17 protein-coding genes and 1 pseudogene are annotated in these 25,182 nt (G+C 45.9%); 15 read left to right on the forward strand and 3 right to left on the reverse strand.

All coding sequences use genetic code 11. The annotated features are described in order from the left end of the window. Window positions 1-306 precede the first annotated feature (306 nt). Entirely contained in the window at window positions 307-1,197 is an 891-nt protein-coding gene (locus QUB61_RS13610) for an alpha/beta fold hydrolase (RefSeq protein WP_333129243.1), read from the forward strand. Window positions 1,198-1,759: 562 nt separating this feature from the next. Here the strand turns inward: QUB61_RS13610 and QUB61_RS13615 are convergent. Continuing rightward, window positions 1,760-2,641, reverse strand: coding sequence for a Cof-type HAD-IIB family hydrolase (locus tag QUB61_RS13615; protein ID WP_333129162.1), 882 nt, complete (start codon window positions 2,639-2,641; stop codon window positions 1,760-1,762). A 547-nt stretch (window positions 2,642-3,188) separates the two neighbouring features. Here QUB61_RS13615 and QUB61_RS13620 point away from each other — a divergent pair. The 6 genes from QUB61_RS13620 (at window position 3,189) to clpP (ending at window position 12,694) form a co-directional block, all read left to right on the forward strand. Beyond that, window positions 3,189-8,702: an ATP-binding sensor histidine kinase gene (locus QUB61_RS13620; protein WP_333129164.1), complete on the forward strand. Its 5,514-nt coding sequence runs from the start codon at window positions 3,189-3,191 to the stop codon at window positions 8,700-8,702. A gap of 48 nt (window positions 8,703-8,750) precedes the next feature. Beyond that, the gene (locus QUB61_RS13625) at window positions 8,751-10,139 is read left to right on the forward strand and encodes an adenylate/guanylate cyclase domain-containing protein (RefSeq protein WP_333129166.1); all 1,389 of its coding nucleotides are present in this window, start codon (window positions 8,751-8,753) and stop codon (window positions 10,137-10,139) included. Window positions 10,140-10,228: 89 nt separating this feature from the next. Then, window positions 10,229-11,443 (forward strand): heparan-alpha-glucosaminide N-acetyltransferase domain-containing protein, encoded by a 1,215-nt coding sequence (locus tag QUB61_RS13630; RefSeq protein WP_333129169.1) that lies wholly within the window; start codon window positions 10,229-10,231, stop codon window positions 11,441-11,443. A 139-nt stretch (window positions 11,444-11,582) separates the two neighbouring features. Further along, entirely contained in the window at window positions 11,583-11,810 is a 228-nt protein-coding gene (locus QUB61_RS13635; RefSeq protein WP_333129171.1) for a hypothetical protein, read from the forward strand. Beyond that, complete coding sequence (locus QUB61_RS13640) at window positions 11,800-12,069, forward strand: hypothetical protein (protein ID WP_333129173.1); 270 nt, start codon at window positions 11,800-11,802, stop codon at window positions 12,067-12,069. Before QUB61_RS13635 ends, QUB61_RS13640 begins: the two co-directional genes overlap by 11 nt. Continuing rightward, window positions 12,062-12,694: an ATP-dependent Clp endopeptidase proteolytic subunit ClpP gene (gene clpP / locus QUB61_RS13645; protein ID WP_333077590.1), complete on the forward strand. Its 633-nt coding sequence runs from the start codon at window positions 12,062-12,064 to the stop codon at window positions 12,692-12,694. Before QUB61_RS13640 ends, clpP begins: the two co-directional genes overlap by 8 nt. A 247-nt stretch (window positions 12,695-12,941) precedes the next feature. On the opposite strand, the gene QUB61_RS13650 is transcribed toward clpP, so the two are convergent. After that, entirely contained in the window at window positions 12,942-13,934 is a 993-nt protein-coding gene (locus QUB61_RS13650; RefSeq protein WP_333129175.1) for a hypothetical protein, read from the reverse strand. An 879-nt stretch (window positions 13,935-14,813) separates the two neighbouring features. Between QUB61_RS13650 and QUB61_RS13655 the strand changes: the two genes are divergently transcribed. The 6 genes from QUB61_RS13655 (at window position 14,814) to pstB (ending at window position 22,738) form a co-directional block, all read left to right on the forward strand. Next, entirely contained in the window at window positions 14,814-17,180 is a 2,367-nt protein-coding gene (locus QUB61_RS13655) for a ribonuclease R family protein (protein ID WP_333129246.1), read from the forward strand. A gap of 654 nt (window positions 17,181-17,834) precedes the next feature. Further along, window positions 17,835-18,989: a sulfate ABC transporter substrate-binding protein gene (locus QUB61_RS13660; RefSeq protein WP_333129177.1), complete on the forward strand. Its 1,155-nt coding sequence runs from the start codon at window positions 17,835-17,837 to the stop codon at window positions 18,987-18,989. Window positions 18,990-19,039: 50 nt separating this feature from the next. Continuing rightward, window positions 19,040-20,029, forward strand: a complete 990-nt coding sequence (locus tag QUB61_RS13665) for a PstS family phosphate ABC transporter substrate-binding protein (protein WP_333129180.1) — start codon at window positions 19,040-19,042, stop codon at window positions 20,027-20,029. A gap of 18 nt (window positions 20,030-20,047) precedes the next feature. After that, the gene (gene pstC, locus QUB61_RS13670) at window positions 20,048-20,992 is read left to right on the forward strand and encodes a phosphate ABC transporter permease subunit PstC (RefSeq protein ID WP_333129182.1); all 945 of its coding nucleotides are present in this window, start codon (window positions 20,048-20,050) and stop codon (window positions 20,990-20,992) included. Between the two features lie 5 nt (window positions 20,993-20,997). Continuing rightward, window positions 20,998-21,894, forward strand: a complete 897-nt coding sequence (pstA, locus tag QUB61_RS13675; RefSeq protein ID WP_333129184.1) for a phosphate ABC transporter permease PstA — start codon at window positions 20,998-21,000, stop codon at window positions 21,892-21,894. 37 nt (window positions 21,895-21,931) lie between these two features. Further along, on the forward strand, window positions 21,932-22,738 hold the full coding sequence (gene pstB / locus QUB61_RS13680; RefSeq protein WP_333129185.1) for a phosphate ABC transporter ATP-binding protein PstB: 807 nt from the start codon (window positions 21,932-21,934) through the stop codon (window positions 22,736-22,738). A 283-nt stretch (window positions 22,739-23,021) separates the two neighbouring features. Here the strand turns inward: pstB and QUB61_RS39895 are convergent. Further along, a pseudogene (locus QUB61_RS39895) lies at window positions 23,022-23,234 on the reverse strand (transposase); the annotation flags it as partial. A gap of 345 nt (window positions 23,235-23,579) precedes the next feature. Between QUB61_RS39895 and QUB61_RS13685 the strand changes: the two are divergent. Next, window positions 23,580-24,212, forward strand: coding sequence for a flavin prenyltransferase UbiX (locus tag QUB61_RS13685; protein WP_333129187.1), 633 nt, complete (start codon window positions 23,580-23,582; stop codon window positions 24,210-24,212). A 72-nt stretch (window positions 24,213-24,284) separates the two neighbouring features. Continuing rightward, the gene (locus QUB61_RS13690) at window positions 24,285-25,169 is read left to right on the forward strand and encodes a LapA family protein (protein ID WP_333129189.1); all 885 of its coding nucleotides are present in this window, start codon (window positions 24,285-24,287) and stop codon (window positions 25,167-25,169) included. Window positions 25,170-25,182 lie beyond the last annotated feature (13 nt).

Genomic DNA, 25,182 nt, shown 5'->3' on the forward strand with positions numbered 1-25,182 from the left:
AATTGGTTATCAAATGGGGACGGAAACTTAAAAACAAAGGAAATGCTATTATCACAATTTAAATGCGAAACAGCTTAAGCTTTTTATTAACAGGCAAGATGCCTGTTCCACAATAAAATTTACTCTTCGCTTCACAGGCATCTTGCCTGTTCTTGAGAATGGTGCAAGATGTGAGTTTATTTAACCTGATATTTTGCACAATTCTCAAAAGTTCAATGTTCTTTTGGGGTGTTACTCCTAGTCCGCCGGGGAGCGGGTTTGTGCTGCTATGATAAAATAAGTTAAGGAAATTTTACATTGAGAGCCGTGACAGGACAACAGCTAGTATCTGCAACGAGTTTTGAAAAGTTAATTTGGACTTGGAAAGGTCACAAAATCCAATATACCGTCCAAGGAACCGGCCGCCCTGCGATCTTGATTCACGGATTTGGGGCTTCGATCGGACATTGGCGGCAAAATATCCCCGTACTCGCGGCCGGCGGCTATCGTGTATTTGCTTTGGACTTGCTGGGATTCGGTGCTTCCGCCAAACCAGCCCTAGATTACACTCTGGAATTGTGGGAAGAATTGCTGACAGATTTCTCGGCGGCGCTGGTACAAGAACCGGCTGTATTTGTCGGGAATTCGATCGGCGCTTTGCTGAGTTTGATGGTAGTCGCCAACCATCCAGAAATATCAGCCGGCGGTGTCTTAATCAACTGTGCTGGCGGGCTCAACCACCGGCCGGACGAACTGAATTTCCCGCTGCGAGTAGTGATGGGGAGTTTTACTAAATTAGTTCGATCGCCCCTGATCGGCCCGTTTGTATTCAACAACATCCGCCAAAAACACCGCATCCGCAACACCCTGCGCCAAGTCTACAGCAACCACGAAGCAATCACCGACGAACTCGTAGAACTCCTGCACGCCCCCTCCTGCGAGCCCGGAGCTCAAAAAGTGTTTGCCTCCATACTCACAGCCCCAGCAGGCCCTCAACCCTCAGAACTGCTGCCCAAAGTCGATCGTCCGTTATTGGTACTTTGGGGCGCAAACGACCCCTGGACGCCCATCGCCGGCAGCCAGATTTATCAACAATTGGCCGCCAACGGTAAACCAGTGAAATTTGTTTCAATTCCCAACACAGGCCACTGTCCCCACGACGAGCGGCCCAGTGAAGTCAACGCTCTGATTTTGGACTGGCTGGCGGAAGTCAAGTAAAATTTTTCCGATCGAGGCAAGCCTTGGGCGATCCAGTCAAACCCTTGCAGTGCAAAAGTTTTGCCTCGATCCACCGCACCGGCACCCCGGCAACAGCCGACTCAAAAAACTATTTTTGTAAAAAGTATTGACACAATTTACTGAGTCGGCTATAGTGATGGACGTGTGAGGAGCGAACCAGAAGAAGCACCGAGACGAAACACGGCCAGTCGTCGGTGCTTTTTCTGTTGAAAAGCATTTTTAAGAGTTTTAAATTATCTATAATTCACATCCCCCATATCTGTAAGCCCGCCCCCCCTTCTTCATTTCTTCCTTCGCGTTCTTCGCGTCTTCGCGGTTCGTTAAATAAATATTCAGATGCTGCAAAAAAAGTAATTGACTGGACTCGATCTCAAAAAACCCGAAAGTGTGGATTTTTTTTCTAATCAAAACTTGATTGCATCGAACTCAAAACTAGACAGTTATATAATAACTTAAATATTGTCCCTGAGTCGGGGCGGATTTATCTAGATTTTTTCCAGATGTCGGCAAACCCGCCCCTGCGGTATTTGTGCTACAAATATCAGCGATCGCCCAAAACAAATTGTTCGATCGCAGCAGCCACCCCGTCTTCCTCCACATCCGGCGCCACCCAATTAGCAGAAGCCTTCACGCCATCAGGAGCATTGCCCATCGCCACGCCCACGCCCGCGTAGGCAATCATTTCTACATCATTAAAATTGTCGCCGATCGCCATCACGTTCGCCGCCTGCAAACCCAAAAATTCCTCCGCTAAATACTGCACGGCATCTCCCTTATTCGCCAAAGGATGCGTAGCTTCAAAAAAAGTAGCAACCGATCGAGTCAAATAAAGCTCCGCAGGCGTGTAGCGCAGCCGCATACTGCTGAGCAAGCCGTCGAGTACCCCCGGATTGTCGCACAAAGCCAAAACTTTCGTCGGTTCCCCCGGAAGATCTCGCCGCAAATCTTTAAGCGCGATCGGTTCAATGCCCGATCGTTGGGCATAAATTCGGGTAGCTTCGGTAATTTCCGGCACGTAAAGTTTGTCGTCAATGTAGAAATGGATCGAAAGCAGCGGGCGCAAATGCGATTCTTCCAAAGAATCTAACAGTTGCAGAGCAGTTGGTTTCGACAGCGGCAAGTGCCTGAGCCGCTTTTGAGTAGCCGGATCTTGAATCCACGCGCCCTGGTAGCAAATCAGCGGCAATGTTGAGCCGATGTCGCGGTGAAAACGCAAAGCCGATCTGTACATCCTGCCCGTAGCGATAGCCACTTTCACTCCCCGCGACGAGGCCGCCAAAATTGCCTGCTTGACGGATTCTCGGATGTCATTTGACAAACCTGCGATCGTGCCGTCGATATCCAGTACCAGTAGTTTAATCTCTGCGGTGCCAAAAGCGCGATCGGCCGCAGTCGCTGGATTTGAGGCAGTTATATTCTGCATGATTGTTTTTAGATTTTAGCTGTTGATTTGCACGCACCAGTTTATTTTGGCACTGCCGGGATAGCAAAGTGTGCCTCCGGATTTTTTGAAGACTAAGATATATATAAGTAAGTAAGCGCCAAAATCAATAAGATCGAGGATGGGCCCTCCCGGGCGGGTTTAGCTAATATCACAAGATACAAGCCAGTATACTGCTACAAAACCCGCCCTCCCCATCTAATGTTTAGTTGTAACCACTTACTTAATATCCATAATAGCCTCCAGTTTACTGGCGAAAAACCGCCCTCGATCTGCGTTATGTATTCCCACTTACTCAAGTAGACCACTTTCATAAAATCCTGCAAGTGGAGACAATATCTAAACCATTATGTTATCATTCATTTTCACTTCTTCAATCTCAAATCTCAAATCTCAAATCTTCAATCTCAAATCGTCAATCTCAAATCGTCAATCTCAAATCGTCAATCTCAAATCTTCAATCTCAAATCTTCAATCGGAAATTTCAAATCTTCAATCTCAAATCTAAAATCTAAAATCTAAAATCGTTATGATTACCATTCCGGGATACCGCATTGACCGAGAACTTTATACAAACTCTCACACAGCTATTTATCGAGGGATACAGCTTGAGGAACAAAAACCCGTTATCCTCAAAACTCTCACGCCGCCATACCCTACCCCAGCGCAAATAGCTCAACTCCTGCACGAATCCGAAATCCTTAAAAAATTGAATTTGCCAGGAATATTCAAGCTTTACAAAATAGAAAAATACAATCACTTTCCTGTTTTAGTTTTAGAAGATTTTGGCGGCATCTCTCTAAAAGACTTTCTCAGCAACAACCAGCTAGAGTTACAACAATTTCTGCTGATAGGCATAAAACTAGCAGAAACTATCGGGCAACTCCACGAACACCACATCATCCACAAAGATATTAAACCCAGCAATATTATTGTCAATATCGAGACAGGAGATGTCAAGATTGCTGATTTTGCGATCGCCTCGCTGCTACCAGGGGAAAATCAAGTCCTCAGCCATCCCAATTTACTCGAAGGAACCCTCGCCTATATGTCTCCCGAACAAACCGGACGCATGAATCGGGCGATCGACTACCGCACCGATTTTTATTCTTTAGGCGTCACTTTTTATGAAATGCTGTGCGGCGAATTGCCTTTTAATGCGATCGATCCAATGGAATTAGTACACTGCCATATTGCCAAAAAGCCAGTTTCTCCTTGTAAGAAGAGAAAGCAGAAAATAGAAGGTAGCATCAATCAAGCAGAAATCGGTGAGATTCCTCAAGTCGTTTGCGAGCTCGTAATGAAACTATTAGCAAAAACCGCCGAAGATAGGTATCAAAGTGCTTTCGGACTTGCGTGCGACTTAGAAAATTGTCTCGCTCAACTCCAAACAACGGGCGAAATTTCTCACATCACCCTCGGCGAGCAAGATCAATCAAGTCACCTGCAAATTTCCCAAAAACTTTACGGGCGAGAAGCAGAAGTTAATCTGCTGCTGAGTACCTTCGATCGCATCAGGCGAGGAAATACACAAATCGTCCTGATTTCCGGTAGTGCCGGTCTGGGCAAATCCTGGTTAGCCTATGAACTCTTTAAGCCGATAGTGCAGGAAAACGGGTATTTTATTGACAGCAAATTTGAGCAATTTAAGCGCGATATTCCCTACGGTTTTTTGCTCCAAGCTTTTCAAGAATTGTTGCGGCAAATCCTCACAGAAACTGCCACCCAACTCCAAGTTTGGAGAGAAAAAATATTAAAGGCCCTCGGCGGCCAATGCCAAGTAATTATTGACGTTATTCCCGAAGTAGAACTGATTGTCGGGCCGCAACCCCCAGTGCCAGATTTAGGAGCAAATGAATCTCAAAATCGCTTTAATTTAGTATTTCAAAAATTTATCCGCGTCTTTACTCAAAAAAAACACCCGCTGGTAATATTCCTCGACAATTTGCAGTGGGTCGATTCAGCATCACTCAAGTTAATACAACTGCTAGCAACTGACCTCGAAATTCAATACTTATTAATAATTGGAGCCTATCGAGAACAGGAAGTAGATGCAAATCATCCCGTAATGCTGACGGCAGAAGCAATTCGCCAAGCAGGCGTCACTGTGAGCGCGATCGCCCTTTCCCCTTTAGATATTAACAGCGTCAATCAATTCGTTGCGGACACTCTGAACTGCGTACCAGAAAAGTCGCTAACTTTAGCAGAATTGCTCTTTAAACAAACCGCAGGAAATCCATTTTTTTTGAGCCAATTTATGAAGTCTCTTTACTCAAAAAAATTGCTCCAGTTTAAATTTAAACCGTCGCAAAATTCCGTCGAGCGAGCCGAACCTAACCATTCTGACTATACCCAAAAAATCCCAGAAGGATTTGTGAACAAATGCCAACCCAAAGGCGAGTGGCAGTGGGATATCGAGCAAATACAAGAAATGGGAATCACTGACAATGTTGTAGAATTAATGATAGACAACATTCATAAACTTTCAGAGAATACCCAGGAAATGCTCAAATTAGCCGCTTGTATCGGCAACAAATTTGATTTAGGAATTCTCTCGACCATCGGCGAAAAACCTCTGGCTTCCGCAGCAACAGACCTCTGGGAAGCACTTCAGTCCGGCATGATTTTGCCCGTAAATAACGCTTACAAAATTCCGATTGCACTAGCAGCAAGCACAGAAGTAACAGACCAAATATCTAGAGGCTTTACAGATGAATTGTCCCTACCAGTTGCTGATGCTGCTGGCGCGACTTACAAATTTTTGCACGAGCGCGTGCAGCAAGCAGCTTACGCTTTAATATCAGACTCTCACAAACAAGAAATCCATCTCAAAATCGGCAGATATCTGCTGCAAAAAGCCCATCCAGAGCAATTAGAAAAGCAGGTTTTTGAAACCGTTAACCAATTAAATGCAGGCAAAAAAATCATCATCAGTGAATTAGAAATATTTAAATTGTGCCAATTAAACTTAATGGCAGGGCGCCAAGCAAAAGCAAGTGCAGCTTACGAGCTCGCCGTCAAATATTTAACCGCAGGTATTGAACTGCTTCCCCCGGAAAGTTGGCAAACTGACTACGACTTGACTCTTGCACTCTACGAGTCAGCGGCAGAAGCAGCTTACCTAAATACGGAGTTTGAACAAATGGAAAAATGGGCAGAAATTGTCCTGCAACAAGCAAAAAATGAACTAGACAAAATCAAAGTTTTTGAAATCAGAATCACAGCTTGTGCGATGCAAACCAAACTCCAAGAATCGGTAAAAATTGGTCGGCAAGCACTAAAAACGTTAGGAATAAACTTTCCAGAATCGCCTAGTCCCCTCCACATTCAACAAGCATTGACCCAAACAGCAGCTTATTTTACCGAAAAAAATATAGAAGATTTAATTAACTTGCCGAGCATGATAAATCCGCGCAAATTAGCAACAATGCGCGTGCTTTCCAGTATGTTTTCAGCTACGCTTATAGTTGAACCAGTACTGCTGCCCCTGATTGTATGTGAGCAAGTTAATTTATCTATTAACTACGGAAATTCTGCTTTTTCTGCCGTCGGGTATGCTCATTACGGAGCTATTTTAAAAGGAATATTTAGAGATATTGAATCCGCAGATCGCTTCGGTCAATTAGCTTTAGATTTGCTCGCTCGATTAAATGCTGTAGAGTTTAAAAGCAAGACGCTTAATTTAGTAGCATTCATTTGGATGCACGGCAAGCATCACGTTAAAGACACTTTACCGCTGTTAGAGGAAGCCTATCAAAGCGCGCTAGAAAATGGTGATTTAGAAGGTATCGGATATTCTGCGGTAAATATTTGTCACTCTTTGTATTTCATCGGTCAAGAATTGCCGCAACTCAAACAAAAAATCGAAAATTACAACCAGTTGCTGTCTCAACTCAAACAAGAAACGGTATTGACTTGGAATCAAATATATCGGCAAACAGTTTTGCAATTGATGGGAAACTTAGCAAGTTCTGAAATTTTATTAGGTGAAGCTTACAGCGAAGAAAAATTGTTGCCACTGCTGTTGAAAGTTAACGATCGGGTGGGACTCCAGCACTTTTATTTACAAAATTTAATATTAGCATATTTATTTGGAGATATCGAGCAAGCGCTAGAAAATGCAGCGCAAGCTGAACTTTATTTAGACGGAGTTGTGGGCTTTATTAATGTTCCTGAATACCATTTTTATGATGCTCTGGCGCGACTAGCAGCATATCCATCTACAACGAAGGAAGAACAAGAAGAGCATCTTTATTACGCGACAGGTCACCTAAAAAACCTGCAAAAAAAATCGTTTTTTGCCCCGATGAACCTTCAGCACAAATGCGACTTAATCACCGCAGAAAAAGCGCGAGTTTTGGGCGATATTGTGAGTGCAATGGAATATTACGACTGCGCAATTCAAGGCGCACAAGAAAACGGATACATACAGGTACAAGCACTTGCAGCAGAATTAGCCGGAGCATTTTATCTATCCATAGGACGATCAAAAATTGCTAAAACTTACTTGACAGAGGCGCATTATTGCTATCAGCGCTGGGGAGCCAAAGCCAAAGCAGCGCATTTAGAATCAAAATACTCGCAGTTGCTAACTTCTCCCTCGATTTCAACTAATATCGAAACTCACAAATCTACCAGTAGCGCTTCCACTACGAGCGACTGTGCAGGCGTGCTAGACTTGACAACAGCAGTCAAAGCATCGCAAACCTTGGCTGGCGAAATAGTTCTAGACAAACTGCTGGCAAAAATGATGAAAATTGTTATTGAAAATGCCGGGGGGCAAACAGGCTTTTTAATACTAGAAAAAGACGGTCAATGGGTGATTGAAGCATCAGGATCTGTAGATGTCGATCGCGTTACTGTCATGCAATCAATTCCGATAGATTTTGGAGCAGAGGATCGAGAAGTAACTTTGCTGGCAGTTGCAGTTGTCAACTACGTTATTCGTACCCAGGAAAGCGTTGTTTTAAACGATGCCGCCCGCGAAGGACAATTTACTCGCACACCCTATATAAATGGCGTTCAACCTAAATCAGTTCTTTGCACTCCGTTAATCCATCAAGGCAAACTCAGCGGCATTCTATATTTAGAAAACAATCTGACTACAGGCGCTTTTACGCCCGACCGATTAGAAATATTAAAATTGCTGTCTTCTCAAATTTCTATCTCGATCGAAAACGCCCAACTTTACGCCAATTTGCACCAATTCAATCAGAATCTCGAAAATTTAGTACAGCAGCGTACCTCCGCTCTTTCCCAAACTTTAGAAGACCTAAAATCCGCCCAAAATAAATTGGTAGAATCGGAAAAAATGGCCGCCCTGGGAGGGTTGGTTGCAGGTGTTGCCCACGAAATCAATACTCCCATCGGCATCGGCATCACCGCCGCCTCCCTGCTCGCTGAAAAAGTCACAAAATTTGTTGAGCTTTACACCAATGGTCAAATTAAACGCTCTGAGTTAGAAAAGTTTCTGGATACCGCCATGCAAAGCAGTAATATGATCTTATCCAACCTGACGCGGGCGGCAGACTTGATTCACAGTTTTAAAGAAGTGGCAGTAGATCAGTCGAGCGAATTAAAACGAACGTTTAACTTAAAAAACTATCTAGAGGAAATTTTGATATCCTTAACTGTCAAACTCAAAAGAACTAAACACAAAATAGAGATTAAGTGCGATGAAAATATTGTACTGAACAGTTACCCCGGGGTGCTGTGTCAAATTGTGACAAATCTGGTGTTGAATTCCCTAATTCACGCTTACGATAGAGAAGACGCAGGAATTCTGACCTTTGATTTCAAACTAGAGGGCGAGCGGCTAATATTTGAATATGCCGATAACGGCAAAGGAATTGCCCCAGAAAATCTCAGTAAAATTTTTGAACCGTTTTTTACCACCAAAAGATCTCAGGGCGGCACGGGATTGGGACTGCACATTATTTATAACCTTGTTACTCAAAAACTAAAAGGCACTATTCGCTGCGAAAGTCAAGCCCAAAAAGGCACAAGATTTATGATTGAATTTCCCGCTAAAATGAGCAATTAGTTATTATACAGCCAGCATAAATATAACTTTTATTTAGGAGAATGATAAATGTCAGAAGCTAGTAAAAACCTGTTGGCTGGGGGCGACGATGAATTAATATTTGCCGAAGAAGACGAGGTGGAAGAAAAGCCGATAGAAGCCAGTTGGAAAATATTAATTGTAGACGATGAAATAGAAATTCACAATATTACAAAACTAGCCTTAAAAGAATTTACATTTGAAAACAAACTCATCAAATTTATTAGCGCTTACTCAGGCAAAGAAGCCAAAGAAATGATCCAAGCCCATCCAGATATAGCATTGATTTTACTCGATGTAGTTATGGAAACAGAAGAGGCAGGCTTGGAAGTAGTAAAATACATCCGCGATATTTTAGACAATCAGATAGTGCGGATTATTTTACGCACCGGACAGCCGGGACAAGTCCCAGAAGATGTAGTAATTGTCAGCTACGATATTAACGATTACAAAACTAAAACAGAACTGACAAACAAAAAGTTATTTACCACGGTAGTAACAGCACTGAGAGCATTTCGCTCCCTGACTCAAATCGAAGCCAGCAAAAGCGAACTCGAAAAAATTGCAGCAGCTTCCGCCCGCTTTGTCCCCCGCGAATTTTTAAGATTTCTTAAAATTGAAAGCATTGTTGATGCGAGATTGGGAGACTCTGTACAGGCAGAAATGACGATTATGTTTGCCGACATTCGCTCATTTACAAGCCTGTCAGAAAGTATGTCTCCCCAACAAAACTTTGATTTTATCAATTCTTACTTAAGCCGAGTTGGCCCAGTTATTCGTCAGTACAATGGTTTTATCGATAAATATATTGGTGACGGGATTATGGCTTTGTTTCCTAACAGGGCTGAAGATGCTGTGCAAGCAGCAATTGAGATGCAGCACCAAGTTAAAATTTATAATGTACACAGGCAAAATAGCGGCTATCAACCTATTGCCCTCGGCATTGGTTTGCATACGGGGACTTTAATGTTAGGTACGATTGGCGAAGCGGAACGAATGGAAAGTACGGTGATTTCTGATGCCGTTAATTTAGCTTCCCGTGTGGAAGGATTGACAAAGCTTTATGGAGTTGGTATTGTAGCTAGCGTGCAAACCCTTTGCCGGCTAGACGATCCTCAACATTACAAGTGCCGGTTTCTCGATCGCGTTCAAGTAAAAGGAAAACAAACACCTGTTGGTGTCTTTGAAATTTACGACGGCGACTCGGATACAATGATCCAACTAAAAGCACAAACCCAAACTTATTTTGAACAGGGAATTTTTTTATACTACCAGCAGCAATTCGCGCAAGCAAGGCGAATGTTTCGGCGCGTCTTGCAAGTCAACAAGTCCGATCAGGCAGCATCTTTTTATTCAGAACGCTGCGGTATATTGATGAAGAATGCACTAATTATGAGTCTGGAAGGAATTGAAATTTAGTTAATGGTAATCGGTAAGGGGTAATTGATAATTGATAATTGATAATTAGTAGTTTTTCTTTCTTCCCTGGAACTTCTCCCTTCTCCCCCATGCGCTTAAAATCCCTTGATGTTTTTCGCGGAATTGCGATCGCCTCGATGATTCTAGTGAACAACCCCGGCAGTTGGGAACAGGTGTATCCGCCGCTAGAGCACGCAGAATGGCACGGCTGTACGCCGACAGACTTAGTATTTCCCTTTTTCCTGTTCATCGTTGGCTGCGCGATGTCTTTCTCGCTGTCAAAATACACTCAAACTGCTAAAAAATCCGGCGCCGCCAAATCCCAATTGTTAGAAACAGAGGAACAAAAATACGCCGATCAAAAACCTGCTTCCTGCTTCCTGCTTCCTGCTTCAAATATTTACTGGCGAATTGCGCGCCGCGCTGCGATTCTATTTATATTAGGATTGCTGCTAAATACATCTTCGATCGCCCTTGACGTACTTCTCAACAGCGCCCCCGTGGAAAACTTCGGTAAAATCCGCATCATGGGAGTATTGCAGCGCATCGGCTCAGCTTATTTTATCAGTGCGATCGCGATTCTCAACCTTTCCCCCCGCAATCAAAAACTGCTCGCTGTTGCGGTGCTTTTGGGCTATTGGGGTGCATTAACCGTATTTGCTGTAGGGGGGTACACTGCCGGCGAACTCACGCCAGAAGGAAATTTAGGAGGATATGTCGATCGGCTAATTCTCGGTAGCCAACACCTGTACAAAGGCGGCCCCTTCGACCCCGAAGGATTGTTGAGCACTTTACCCGCAGTTGTCACAGTCCTCACAGGCTACTTTACCGGAGAATGGCTGCGAGTACAGCAAATCAAAACCCGCACCAGTATCAACTTAGCAATCTGGGGGTTCCGTTGCGTAGTAATCGGCCGTTTGTGGGGTTTTTTATTTCCGATCAACAAACAACTTTGGACGAGTTCCTATGTAGTTTTTACTGCTGGTTGGGCCTTGCTATTGCTAGCATTTTGCTACGAAACAATTGAAATGCGGGATTGGAAATGGGGGAGGCCGTTTGAAATCATGGGAGTGAATGCAATTTTCCTGTTTGTTGCTTCCGGTATAGTTGCCAGAATTCTCTTAAAAACTCATATCGGTACTGGTGCAAATGCTCCAACAACTTACACTTGGATTTATGAAAACTGGTTTGTGCCGTGGGCGGGGCCGCTGAATGGTTCTCTAGCATTTGCCGTGACTGCGGTATTATTTTGGTGGTTAATTTTGTATGGAATGTACCGCCGTGGTTGGGCGATTAAAATTTGAGCAGTCAGCAATAAGTAAGCCTGCCTAAAAAAATAGAATAACCAGATATTCCAGATACTGGACTTCTTAAAGAAGTCCGGTATCTAAGAGCTAGTCGGTCTTGACATCCAAAGCCTTTGGCCGTTAACGTTTGAAAAAAGTGTTTCAATATAGTCGATCGGGATTTATAGCAGAAGGAAGAAGTCCGATGTCCGTCGGAAGAAGGAAGAAGGAAGAAGCAGTAATAGCAATGGTTTCAGCGATCGAGAATGTCCTAACCGTCTTGGCGGTTGCTATAGTACCCGATCATTCACCTGTTAAAGTTTCAGCTTTGGTAGAAAAGATTCATGCGATGGAGTTCCAGTGGGGATTTAGCGATGGAAGCTAACTGGCTATTCGATCCATGTGATACCTGGACTGAGGAAGATTGTCTCGATGTCACAACCTTTTCTTTGTTGATTGATGTCGGCTTCCTCAACATCGATCGCGCAGGCGATCGGATTTCCGATCGCACCCCCGCCACAACTTCGACAAATTACCGCCCCAACCCCGCCCAGCTAAAGGATTTTGCCGATTTCTCATCGCACGCCACCGAATCCCTAACTATAACCGAACCCAAATCGCTAAAATTAAAAAAAGATACGTAATAGGCAGGCCCGGTCAATGATCCCAACAGTTATAGAACAATCCGGTCGCGGCGAACGCGCCTTTGACATCTACTCGCGACTCCTGCGCGATCGCATCGTCTTCTTGGGCCAACAGGTTGACTCTGACTTGGCTAACCTGATCGTTGCCCAATTGCTATTTTTAGACGCCGAAGACCCGGAGAAAGATATTTACCTCTATATCAACTCCCCAGGGGGTTCGGTAACAGCAGGTATGGGCATTTTTGACACGATGAACCACATCCGCCCCGACATTTGCACTATTTGTCTCGGTTTGGCCGCCAGCATGGGCGCTTTTCTGTTGAGTGCCGGCGCTAAAGGCAAGCGGATGAGTTTGCCTCACTCCCGGATTATGATCCACCAACCTCTAGGCGGAGCTCAAGGCCAAGCAACCGATATTGAAATTCAGGCCAAAGAGATTTTGTACCACAAACGCCGCCTGAACGAACATCTTGCCAACCATACCGGTCAGCCGCTTTCCCGGATTGAAGAAGATACCGAACGGGATTTCTTCATGTCCGCTGAAGAAGCAAAGGACTACGGATTAGTCGATCAAGTGATCGATCGCCGTCCTTCCGCCAGCAGACCGATCGCCGCTGTCGTCTAAATCAAAAGTTAAAAATCAAAACTGGGGAAATATTCTTCATTTTTGATTTTTAATTTTTAACGGTCATATAGCAGTTTTCAGTTGAGTGAATTACAGATATCGGGCGCAGGACACGGCGCCGTACCCCTTGTCCCTACTGTATTTCATACAATTGAAAACTGCTATATGTAGATCCCTATAAAAAAAACATCACACCTAGAAACCCATTTCTGTAGGGGCAGTGCGCACCGATCGCCCTACATAATTATTAAGGCAAAGATTCGAGATATTGCAGGAAGTCGAGCAATTCTACTTGATTTAAGAAATGGCGCGCTTCTTTGCCATAACCTTGTTTGAGATAATCTTTTCCTTGGCTGGGAGTCCACTTCAACCGCTGGATTTCCTCAGTGGTTCTGCTGTAGATTTCCAGATATTCTAGGAAGTCCCCCAACTGTTCGCTAGAAAGCTCTCTCTGGGACGACTTGCCGTAATTGTGTTCGAGACAGTCAGTTTCTTGTTTCTTAGTCCATTTCAAGCGCCTGAGGATTGCTTCTATATGGGCGATCGTATCAGAATTATCCTCGATCGCATCGCTCGGGATTCCCACCGCGATCGGTTGCAATTCCCTGACGACGGCCGCACCCTGTAGCAGTTCACTTTGGCTACCAGTCGGCACATCCAGTTCCGCGATCGGTTCGCCGTAGCTAGAAGAAAGCCAAGCGTCCGAGTCTAACTGCTTTGGTACAAACCCAGTAGCCTCAACCCGATCGACCCTTGGCGGCAGCGGTTCCGCTACAGGTGCGATCGGCTCTTCATTTAATTTCGCTTCTGTCTTGACAAAATTGCTTTCATGCGGTGTTGTGGGCAATTTCTCAGCAACAGGCATTTCTAGAACAGGAAGAGGAGCAAGAGCAGGCCCAAGCGGAACGGGAACAGCATCGGTCGGGGGAACGGGAACAGCAGCAACCGGAGCAACCGGAGCAACCGGAACAACCGGAGCAACCGGAGCAACCGGAGCAACCGGAGCCGGAGAAACACTCGCGATCGCACGATCGGGCGCAGCAAATCCGAGGACAGCGATCGATCGCAACCGGGCGCGGTCTTCAGCATCCTCAACAGACTCAGCAGCCGACATGGCCGTAGCAAGAGTTTTGCCGTCAACCTGAACCAGACAGCGAACAACAAACTTACCGTGATGAACAGTCAGCAACTCACAGATTAACTGTCCAGCGGGATAAAGGGCGCGAAATTCAGCAAACATAATTTTGTGACCCCGAAACCAGAAGGGGCTTATGACTTAAGTGTAGTACAGCCCAGAGAAAACAATTTTCTGAAAGCACATATTCAACATACAATAAATTAAAGGTGAGTCATCCGCGCAACCTTTCACGCCACTAAACCCCATCCCACATCCAGCGGTTTAAGCTAACAAGCATCGGGCGTCATTTCTATCTATAGGATATGACACAGCAACTAAGCAAAAGTAGTAAAAGTCTCCGGTTTTGTGTACCTTGCACTTTCTACAGCACAGATTGCTCCCGACCCGCTCGTTGCACCTCCGTCCGCAAGGGCAGATCGCGTGCAAAAAACAGGGGCCTTGCAGCAGCGAGGTACTAGCAATTTTGCCTCGATCCGGTAAATTCTTTGCTAAAGCAAGAGGCAAGAGGCACTTCAAAAGGAAGAAGGAACAAGGCAGAAGGAACAAGGCAGAAGGAAGAAATGCAAATTTTCGACCTCTGCATCCCTCCATCGGCTCATCCTCGACTCAAGCCGTAGCTTTCAGTATCGAGCCATCTTTTAAGAACCGACAGGGGCTTTATAATTCGCGAAGTGCTCGGCGCTGCTGACCTAAAAGCAAACAAACCAATGCTAAAAATTTGTATTGGGTAATAGCGTGCGGGACTGTTTTCTGCACCGTCAGCAGTCAGTTCAAGACAGACAGCAGACAAATAGCACGAAGCCGGTGTCGGGAGAGAATCTCAAAAAATCCTCGCGATCGAACAAGGTGGCTGTGCTCGCGTCTCCACCTATTAACCCGCGCATTTGTTGGGAAGCAGGCACAGCGAGGGCCCGAGGGGGTGCGGCTGATTTCGCCAAAAAAATAAGACTAATTGCTGGAAACAAGAGGATCGATCGCTACATGGAATTTTCTATCGCTGCACTGCTGGCAAATTTTACAGAAGACAAATTAGTGGCCCCTAAAGCATTGGAGAAAAAACTCGACTGCAACGACGCCACCAGTCAACTCAAACTTCAAATCGCATTAGAAGCTCTAGAGAAAATTGGCATATTAGTCAAAGACAAAGGCCGCTATCGCCGAGTAGCTGAAGACGACGTAGTAGAAGCAAAACTGCGCTGTTCGAGCAAAGGATTTTGCTTTGCAATTCAAGACGCCGAAGGCTCAGAAGATGTTTACGTGCGGGAAAGTCACCTCTCGACAGCTTGGAATGGCGATCGAGTCTTAGTCAAAATCATCAAAGAAGGTAGCCGCCGCCGATCGCCCGAAGGCGAAGTCATGCTCATCCTCGAACGCGCCAACCCCTCGGTACTGGCGCGAGTCAAGCAAACCTCCACTCCCACCGGCCGCCTCAGCTACAGAGCAATTCCCCTGGACGATCGCCTGCTGTTTGAACTAGACTTGCTCGCAAACGGCACAAATCTCCAAGAGGCGATCGACCACCTAGTACACGTCGAAGTCAAACGCTACCCCCTCGGCACCCATCGACCAGTCGGTAAAGTAGTACAGGTACTAGGTTCCGACGCCGAAGCCGCTGACGACCTCGACATCGTATGCTGCAAACACGACTTGCCGCGATCCTTCCCCGCCGCCGTCATCAAAGCAGCCGAAAATTTGCCCAGCAAAGTCAAAAAAACCGACATCAAAAAACGGCTAGACTTGCGTAACATCCTGACTGTTACCTTCAGCAAAAACGAACCGGCAACAACCAACAGCGAAAACGATGCCCCCCAAGCCCAGTCGGAAAATCTCTCCGAGGGAGCAGCCGAAAACGAGTTTGACCCGACATCATTCCTGTCGGATCCGCCAGTGGAACGCGCTTTGTCGATCGAAACCCTCAAGTCCGGCGGCTGGCAAGTAGGAATCCACATCAGCGACGCCGCCGAGTACGTGCAGCCAGAAACCCCGATCGACCGCGAAGCCCGCAAGCGAGGCACCGCAGCCCATCTGGGAGAAAAAATCATCGCCGTACTGCCAGAAATCCTCAACGAGCGCTGCTCTCTGCTGCCAGATACCGAACGGCTGGCCTTCAGCATACTGCTGACCCTAGACGAATCAGGAGAACTCCTAGAATACTCCATTCAAACCAGCGTCATTCAAATTGACTACCACCTCACCTACGAGCAAGCTCAAGCAATTCTCGAACCAGGCGATGCCGAACAGCACCCTTTATCCTCCGCCCTCCGTCCTTTCCTCGATCAAATAGGAGCCGCCTCACAGGCTGCCAGACAGGCAAGGCTCAAGCGGGGAGCTTTTGAACTAAATTTGCCCGACGCTAATTCTCACTTCGACGACGAAGGCGAATTAGGAGCTTTTGCAGTCGCTCCCCCCGCCCAGTCGGCTGTCTCCGAGTTGGTTGTACTCGCCAACCAAGCTGTCGGCACTCACGTGCAAGCCTTGGGAGTCCCAGCAATCTACCGCGTCCAGCCGATGCCAGACCCGGCAGACATTCAAGAGTTCATCAAACTCTCGAACAACCTCGGAGGCGAACTGTATCTCGAAACCGAAGAAGAAGTTCTGCCCTTTGACTTTCAGCGATTTACCCAGCAGTTTGCCGGGCTCAAGTCCGAAAGAGTTCTCACCTATCTGCTAGAGGACACCATGAAGCCCGCTGTTTACAGCACAACTCCCAAGCCGCACTTCGGTTTGGCGCTGTCAGAGGGTTACACGCGCTGCACTTCGCCGCTTTCCCGCTACGCCGATTTGCTGGTGCTGCGGGTGTTGCAAGCGGTGTTCGAGCAAGGCCGCAGCAGCCGCACAACACGGGCTAAGGAAAAAGTTGACTTGCACCATTCCTCCTGTCACGGTCAAATTACTTGGAATGTTCTCCCGCCAGATTTGCACCACGAATTTGAGACCGAGTTTGCATCGGTAGTAGTACACCTAACCGAACGCGAAAGAGTTGCTGAAGACGCTGAAAGCGATTTGCAGGGATTGAAGAAAACCGGATTGATGAAAGAACGCACCGGCCAAACTTTTCAGGGTTTGATTACAGGCGTGCAATCTTACGGTTTCTTTGTGGAAATTGAGGTGCGGCCACCCGAGAGCGACATCTTGCGTGTGGAGGGATTGGTGCACGTTTCTTCGCTCAAGGATGACTGGTACGAATATCGATCGCGCCAGCAAACTCTGGTGGGCCGCAAAAACCGCAATCAGTACCGTTTGGGCGATCGGGTAGAAGTTCAAGTCAAGAGTGTTGACTACTACCGCCAGCAAATTGATTTAGTTGCAGTTGGTGGTGGCAGCCAAGCTTTTGATGATGATGAATAATCAGTTGACTGTTGACAGTTGACAGTTGACGGTTGTGAAATCATGTCTGGTCAATTACCCATCATAAAAGTGGTCAGTTGACTGTTGACAGTTGACAGTTGACGGTTGTTAAATCATGTCTGGTCAATTACCATCATAAAAGTGGTTTGTAGTAAGGACGAAGAGTCTTTATTAGCCAAGAGTTTCGCTCTGAGGACTCTTCGTCCTCACTACAAACTTTATGATGTATGACTTACGCCTGAGAGTCTAGAAACCGGGTTTGATGGACTAAAATACTGCGGTGCAGCCTGCTGATTCGGTGAAAAGCCCGGTTTCTTTGGTCGAGTCCGTCCAGGACTGTGATGGTTGTGTGACCGGACATGATATAAATTATTAAAGGTCAAACAGCAGTATTTATGCGGGAAGCAATCACTACTTTGGCAACTGTATTTATGGCAGGGCTTGCCGGGGAAGAACATAAAGTTAGTCAGTTCTAACTGTTTAGCGACCGCGGCGGGCGGGTCTGAGTTTGGACTCTTTGTCATGGTAGCGCTAGGTTAAGAAAAATTATTAAGAAAACATTAAGAAAACTGAAAACTCTAATTTGATGATTCTATACTCCTCAGAGTAACTACGAAAACCTGATAAAAATACCGTAGTTAAAAAAAAGTATCGGTGAATCAACCACAAGTTTGGCAAAATTCAGTGACTTCGATAGTTCAGTCTCTAAAATTTGCGATCGCAGCCAGTTCCCAATTGGTGCGATTTTCAGGGCAATTTCTCAAACAAGCCCAGCATCTAGGACGCTCAGGAAAAGCGTACATCGTCTTGTTTTTACTAGGTGTAATTCTACCTGCGTCAATTGCTGCTTGCTCTGCAAGTGGGGCCAATCAAGGCGAGGTCAAGCTCAACCTAGTTTCCTTCTCAGTGACGAAAGCGGCCCACGACCAAATCGTCCCTAAATTTATTGAAAAGTGGAAGAAAGAGCACAACCAAAACGTCATTTTTGAACGCAGTTATGGCGGGTCTGTAGCGCAAACCGACGATATCATTGCCGGCAAACAAGAAGCCGATGTAGTGCATCTTGCCCTCCCATTGGATGTGCTTCGCATCGAAGAAGCTGGTTTGATTAATTTTGGCTGGGAGGACAGAGTTCCTAGACGGGCAGTAGTTAGTCATTCTGTGGCGGCAATTGTCACCCGAGAAGGCAACCCCAAAAATATTCAAACTTGGGCAGATTTAGCCAACGAAGATGTAAACGTGATTGCAGCAAATCCTCAAACATCGGGTATTGGCGTTTGGGAATTTTTAGGTCTGTGGGGGTCAGTAACCCAAGAAGGAGGCGAACCTCAACAAGCCCTTGATTTTGTGGGCAAAATTTATAAAAAAATTCCCACCCTAACAAAAGATGCCCGGGAAGCCAGCGACTTATTCTTCCAACAAGGGCAAGGAGATGCCTTAATCACCTATGAAAATGAAGTGATTTTAGCTGGAACTGCAACGAACCGACCCAAAACCAGTTACTTTGTTCCTCCCCTCAATATCTCTATCGATAATCCCGTAGCGATAGTTGATAAAAACGTGGATAAGCATGGAACGAGGGAAGTAGCAGCAGCCTTTGTCGATTTTCTCTATTCAGACGAAGCTCAGCAAGAATTCACAAAATTAGGCTACCGTTCGGTCAATCCCTTTATCGCTCAAGGCGCAGAGGTGCAATTTCCCCCAATTAAAACTTTGTTCAATGCTCAAGATTTAGGAGGGTGGCCCTTGATAAAAGAGAAGTTTTTTGCAAACGGTGCCATCTTTGACCAAATTAAGGGAAAGTTCTGAACCTAAACGCCTAATTCACTTTCTTTTTTCCAAACTTACACCCAAATGCTATGAAATTTTCTCGTTGGTTTTACCTAATCCCTCTCATCGTCATGGGCAACCTGATGACGAGTTGTGGCAATTCAGGAGATAAGGAACAGCAAATCAGCATTGATGGTGGTGCTGTGGGCTTTAGCGTTTCCCTCGCCGTCGCCGAAGAATACCAAAAAATTTATCCCAATGCCCAAGTCAGCGTCGCTGCCAGTGGCACAGGGGGAGGGTTTAGCAAGTTTTGTGCTGGAAACCTTGAGATTGCGGGGGCTTCTCGCACCATTAGAGAGGAAGAAATCAAAAAATGTGCCGACAAAGGAATCGAATTTATTGAACTGCCGATGGCTCTTGATGGTCTTGCGGTAGTGGTTAATAAGGAAAATAACTTTGCCAAATGTCTAACGATTAAAGAATTAGACATAATGTGGAATGCCAAATCTGAAGGCAAGATTACCAGTTGGAAGCAAATCAATCCCGACTTTCCCGACGAAAAACTGTTGCTGTTTGCCCCTCCTTCCGATACAGGAACCTTTGATTATTTCACCCAAGCCGTAACGGGTAAAAGGAAAAATAGCCGTACCGACTTTACCCCCAGTCGCAACCAAAATACCCTCGTGCAAGGGGTGATTGGCAATAAATCGGGACTGGCGTATCTGGGAATTGCCTTCTTGCTCCAAAACCAAGACAAATTGAACGGGGTGGCGATTGAAAATGCGAATGGAGAATGTGTTAAACCAGTTCCCCTTGATAACGTTCTGAGAAATATCTATAGCCCCCTCTCTCGCCCCCTCTTTATCTACGTCAATAAAAACGCCCTGACAACCAATCCTTCCCTGGAAAGATTCGTGAAATTCTATCTAGAAAATTCTTGGAAATGGGTAGATGGTGTGGGCTATGTGGCGTTACCCGATGAAGCTTATGTGAAAACTAAGCAAAAATTTGAGCGGCGTGAAACCGGAACGAAATTCAAAAAAGCCAAACCGGGTGAACCCATTACTAACTTTATTTAAGGAGCAAATCTCAAGCCCATGACCCTAACTCCTAGTTCCTTTGATGACTCCCTTTTCGCTGCGGATGACCTCTTGCTTAAGAAGGCTTCGGAAGATGTCCCAGAAAAGATTATTGGTGCGGTTTTATTTGCCTGTGCCTTCGTGTCCGTTGCCACAACCATTGGTATTGTCTGGATTATTTTCCAAGAGACTTTGGGTTTTTTCCAAGAAGTTTCTTTAGCCCAGTTTTTTCTGGATACCCGATGGACTCCTCTGTTTGCCGAAGCCCATTTTGGCATCTGGCCGCTGCTGAACGGAACGTTTTTAACCTCTGCGATCGCTATGGCTGTGGCGGTTCCCTTGGGGTTGTCTTCAGCCATTTACCTGAGTGAATATGCCCAACCGAAAGTGGCAGCCGTGTTACGCCCTGCTGTGGAGTTATTGGGGGGAATTCCCACAGTAGTTTATGGCTACTTTGCTTTGCTCTTTGTGACTCCGGTTCTGCGGCATCTTTTCCCCTTAGAGATTTTTAATGCCCTCAGCGCTGGGTTAATGATGGGCATTATGATCACCCCCACCGTCGGTTCCATCAGCTTAGATGCCATTCAATCCGTTCCCCGTTCTCTGCGGGAAGGTTCCTATGCCTTGGGCATTACCAAACTAGAAACCATTTTTAAAGTGGTGCTGCCGTCAGCCTTGTCTGGGATTATGGCTTCGATTATTTTAGGCGTTTCCCGCGCAGTGGGAGAAACCATGACCGTTCTGATTGCGGCAGGATCGCAGCCTCGCCTCACTTGGAATTTCATGGAATCTGTCGCCACCCTGACCGCTTTTATGGCGGAGATTTCGGGGGGAGATAGTCCCAGGGGTAGCCTCAGTTTTAAGACTTTGTATGCGGTGGGAGCAGTTCTGTTCGTGATTACATTGGCTCTCAATATGGCCAGCTTCTGGATTTCTAGTCGCTTTAAGGAAAAATACGACTGATTGCTATGGTTAAATCAACTCCAACAAACAATTCCGTCAACACTGCTGAATTTACCGATAACCTAGAACGCCGAGAAGCGATCGGTAAAGTCTTTGAGTATCTATTCTTAATTGGGTTGCTCATCGGTTTATTTGTCCTCGCCTTACTGGTTCTTAACATCCTTCATGATGGACTTGGCAGATTGCTAACACCGGGCTTGCTCACGGAAACGCCTTCCCGTTTTGCCGAACGCGGAGGTATCCGTCCAGCCATTATTGGGAGTTTCTTTCTGGGACTGATCGTCCTTCTGGTGGCGGTTCCCATTGGGGTAGGGGCTGCTTTGTACCTAGAGGAATACGCCCCTAAAAAGTGGTGGACTGCCGTGATTGAGATAAATATCGGGAATTTAGCGGGGATTCCTTCTATTGTCTATGGCTTACTTGGTTTAGGGGTCTTTAACTATTTACTAGGGTTTGGGCCTACCTTGATTTCGGGGGCATTAACCCTTGCCCTATTGTCTTTACCTGTGATTATCGTCACGGCGAGGGAGGCCATCCGCGCCGTTCCCGATTCCCTGAGAAATGCTTCCTATGGACTGGGAACTACCAAATGGCAAACCATTCAACACCATGTCTTACCCTATGCCATTCCGGGAATTCTCACGGGGGTGATTATTTCTGTCTCCCGGGCCATTGGGGATGCCGCCTCTTTGGTGGTCGTGGGTGCTGTCAGTTTTCTCACGTTTAATCCGGGTTTGTTCCAACGATTTATGGCGTTACCGATTCAAATTTTCAGCTATATTACTCGTCCTGAACCGGGGTTTGCCAATGCAGCTGCAGCGACGATTATTGTGCTGATTATCTTGATTTTGGCGCTCAATGCCGTCGCTATCTATTTGCGTCAACGCTATTCCACCCATTAATTAACTTGAGTTGTCAAGATTAAGGAGACCATTTCAGATGACTAACAGTAAGACCCACCTCAACACGGATGATAGCGTGTTTGAGGCAGAAGGCATAAAGGTTTATTACAGTGGCTTTTTAGCCCTTGTCGATGTCCATATCAAAATTCCCCGTCAAAAAATTGTGGCCTTTATCGGCCCTTCAGGCTGTGGCAAAAGTACCTTATTGCGTTGCTTCAATCGCATGAATGATTTAATCCCTGCTGCCAAGGTGGAAGGGAAACTCATTTACCGCAGCCGTAATATTTACGATGCGCAAGTGAATCCCGTCAAATTGCGGCGACAGGTGGGAATGGTGTTTCAAAGACCGAATCCGTTTCCCAAGAGCATTTATGAAAATATTGCCTATGCCCCCAAAACCAACGGATATCAAGGAAATCTGGATGAATTAGTGGAATCTTCCCTCAGACAAGCAGCTCTCTGGAATGAGGTCAAGGATAAGCTGAAAGATAAAGGAACGGCGTTATCTGGGGGACAACAACAACGGCTTTGTATTGCCCGCGCGATCGCTATGAAGCCCGATGTTTTATTGATGGATGAACCTTGCTCTGCTCTCGACCCCATTTCTACTCGACAAGTTGAAGAACTGTGCTTAGAACTGAAGGAACGATACACAATTATTACAGTGACTCACAATATGCAGCAAGCCTCAAGAATCGCAGATGCGACGGCTTTTTTCAATACAGAAACGGACGATCAAGGCAAACGACGCGGCAAATTGGTGGAGTTTGGTCCCACTGAACAAATTTTCGGTTCTCCCCAAACCAAAGAAGCCGAAGAGTACATTAGTGGACGCTTTGGTTAAACGCAAGTGTCAGATTTAGGCGTTACGCATTGTCAGCAATGACATTACCTTCTGGGCGAATACTCCGGACAGTTTTTGGAACGATACTACAAGCTTTACAGGGCAAGGATCGTAAACAAGTCGAATTACAGCAAATTGCAATCAGATGTACCACAAAATAAATTATCTAATTGGTTCTAAAAATAGACCACCATGATTAAACCAGTTGAGACCATTTTCATCTGTAATCCCATTGATTGCTTTGGTGAGCGCGGCATCAAGAGTCTCTGAACTTCGGGCAGCTTCAGAACGCATAATTCCTTTGATTTTTGACTCCTGACAATTCAATTGGTGATAAATCCAGGGAGTAAGGTGGTAAAAATTTCACGTTTACCCCAAAAGATTTAATCAAAGTTTCGACAGTCTTAGCATGATGAACAGGTAAGTTATCCATCACTATAATTGCTCCTGATTGCAATTTGCTGTAAGTGTAAGAAATAAGAAAACGAACCACAGAGGCGCTCTTGACGCAGAAAAAAAATCCTGAGTATCAAAGAATAGAAATTGAGAATTAATATCTAGGTTTCCAGTTGCGAGTATATTAAATCACAATGAATTAGGGATAATTCTAGATAAGATAAAGCAAAAAAATATTCAGATTAAGGGGATATTGGTAATTTTACTCGTTTCGGGTCGGAAGAATTAGTATTATTGAACCGCGAAGGCGCGAAGGACACGAAGGAAGAAGGAAGAAGGAAGAAGTATATAGTCTTCTACCGGGAAGGGAGTAATATCGAGTCGGCAATGTTGGTGTAATTCGATCGCGGTATAATTAGTGAGCTTATTTTAGGATAATTTGCTCATGACTAATTCTGTTTCAGTCCCCGCCCAACCTCTAATTGTAGGAGTTACCGGTGCATCGGGACTGATTTATGCGGTGCGAACTCTGAAGTTTCTCTTGGAGGCCGATCGAGCTATTGAACTGGTCGCTTCTAAGTCTACTTACATGGTTTGGCAAAGCGAACAGAACATCCGAATGCCTGCAGAACCGACTCTGCAAGAGGAATTCTGGCGGGAACAAGCAGGAGTACCCACAGCAGGTAAACTCCGGTGTCATCCGTGGCAAGATGTCGGTGCTAATATTGCTAGTGGCTCGTTTCGCACCCAAGGGATGATGATTATTCCTTGTAGCATGAGTACACTAGGCAAGTTGGCGGCTGGCTTGAGCTCGGATTTGCTCGAAAGAGCGGCTGACGTTCAACTCAAGGAAGGGAGAAAATTGGTACTTGTGCCTCGGGAAACGCCTTTTAGCTTGATTCACTTGCGGAATTTGACTACTTTGGCAGAAGCTGGAGCTAGAATTGTGCCAGCGATTCCCGCTTGGTATCACAATCCGCAAACTATTGAAGATTTGGTAGACTTTGTGGTGGCTCGCGTTTTAGACCAGTTGGGGGTTGATTGCGTTCCTCTCAAACGCTGGAAGGAAGAGGAGTAATAATTAGTCATTAGTCATTAGTCATTAGTTATTAGTTATTAGTGATTTACAAATTACAAATTAAATTTTGATATGCGTCCTGTTTTTTTGCTAGTGATTGTGGTAGGGCTAACTATTTTTGCCCTGCAAAATGTGGAGCCGGCTTTATCGCTGGTGTTTTTGGGTGTTCGATCGCCTGCTGTGCCCTTATCTATCTGGATTTTGCTGAGCATGGCGGTGGGAGCTCTCACATCTTTATTGATTTCAGGTTTGCTGGCTTTTTCAAATTATCTATCTGCAACGCGAGACCGCACCGGCCGATCCAGTCGCAGCCGTCCCGATACTTTCCCAGATGACAGCAGAACGCCTTACACGCCTCCTCCCCCTCCTAGAAAACAGGAAATTGACCCGGATCTGAATAGGGAAAATAGTCAAACTCAGGCTGCTGGTTCCTACCGAACTGAGTACGGCACGTCGGCGGGTTACAGTGCCCGGACTTTCTACCAAGAAACTCCGAACCCGGATGGGGCGAACGATTACGCTCAACCGGGGACCGATCGAGTCGCAGACGATGAGGACGATTGGGTTTCTGATGGCTCAAAATCCGGCTCTTTTGGCGGCGATGATGATTGGGCGGACGATCGCGATTTTTCCGCCGGGCCTGGGGTAAATGAGGTTGCAGGGGCAGATCCGAGGGATTACGAAGCTAAACAGGAACCGAAAAGCCAGTCTTGGGCTGGCTCGGTATACTCTTACGGCTATCGAGATCCAAACCAGTCTGGGGTGGGGCAAACTGAGTCTGTATACGATGCAGACTATCGGGTGATCGTTCCCCCGCAAGAGGCGATACCTCAACCCGCCGATCCAGCACCGAAAACTCCTAGTGCAGAAACAGAGGATGATTGGGGATTGGATGAGGATGATGAGTTTGAGGAGGACGATCGCCCCAGTGGCGGATCGATTAACCTAAAAAAATAGAAAAATATGGGAG

Origin of the sequence: Microcoleus sp. C2D2, assembly GCF_036702495.1 — a bacterium.
Taxonomy (GTDB): Bacteria; Cyanobacteriota; Cyanobacteriia; order Cyanobacteriales; family Microcoleaceae; genus Microcoleus.

Coding starts and splice junctions, on each gene's coding strand:
- QUB61_RS13655 (WP_333129246.1), top strand. CDS start 14,814: ATGGAATTTTCTATCGCTGCACTGCTGGCAAATTTTACAGAAGACAAA.
- QUB61_RS13685 (WP_333129187.1), top strand. CDS start 23,580: ATGACTAATTCTGTTTCAGTCCCCGCCCAACCTCTAATTGTAGGAGTT.
- QUB61_RS13620 (WP_333129164.1), top strand. CDS start 3,189: ATGATTACCATTCCGGGATACCGCATTGACCGAGAACTTTATACAAAC.
- QUB61_RS13665 (WP_333129180.1), top strand. CDS start 19,040: ATGAAATTTTCTCGTTGGTTTTACCTAATCCCTCTCATCGTCATGGGC.
- QUB61_RS13615 (WP_333129162.1), bottom strand. CDS start 2,641: ATGCAGAATATAACTGCCTCAAATCCAGCGACTGCGGCCGATCGCGCT.
- QUB61_RS13650 (WP_333129175.1), bottom strand. CDS start 13,934: ATGTTTGCTGAATTTCGCGCCCTTTATCCCGCTGGACAGTTAATCTGT.
- pstB (WP_333129185.1), top strand. CDS start 21,932: ATGACTAACAGTAAGACCCACCTCAACACGGATGATAGCGTGTTTGAG.
- QUB61_RS13640 (WP_333129173.1), top strand. CDS start 11,800: ATGGAAGCTAACTGGCTATTCGATCCATGTGATACCTGGACTGAGGAA.
- QUB61_RS13625 (WP_333129166.1), top strand. CDS start 8,751: ATGTCAGAAGCTAGTAAAAACCTGTTGGCTGGGGGCGACGATGAATTA.
- pstA (WP_333129184.1), top strand. CDS start 20,998: ATGGTTAAATCAACTCCAACAAACAATTCCGTCAACACTGCTGAATTT.
- QUB61_RS13630 (WP_333129169.1), top strand. CDS start 10,229: ATGCGCTTAAAATCCCTTGATGTTTTTCGCGGAATTGCGATCGCCTCG.
- pstC (WP_333129182.1), top strand. CDS start 20,048: ATGACCCTAACTCCTAGTTCCTTTGATGACTCCCTTTTCGCTGCGGAT.
- QUB61_RS13690 (WP_333129189.1), top strand. CDS start 24,285: ATGCGTCCTGTTTTTTTGCTAGTGATTGTGGTAGGGCTAACTATTTTT.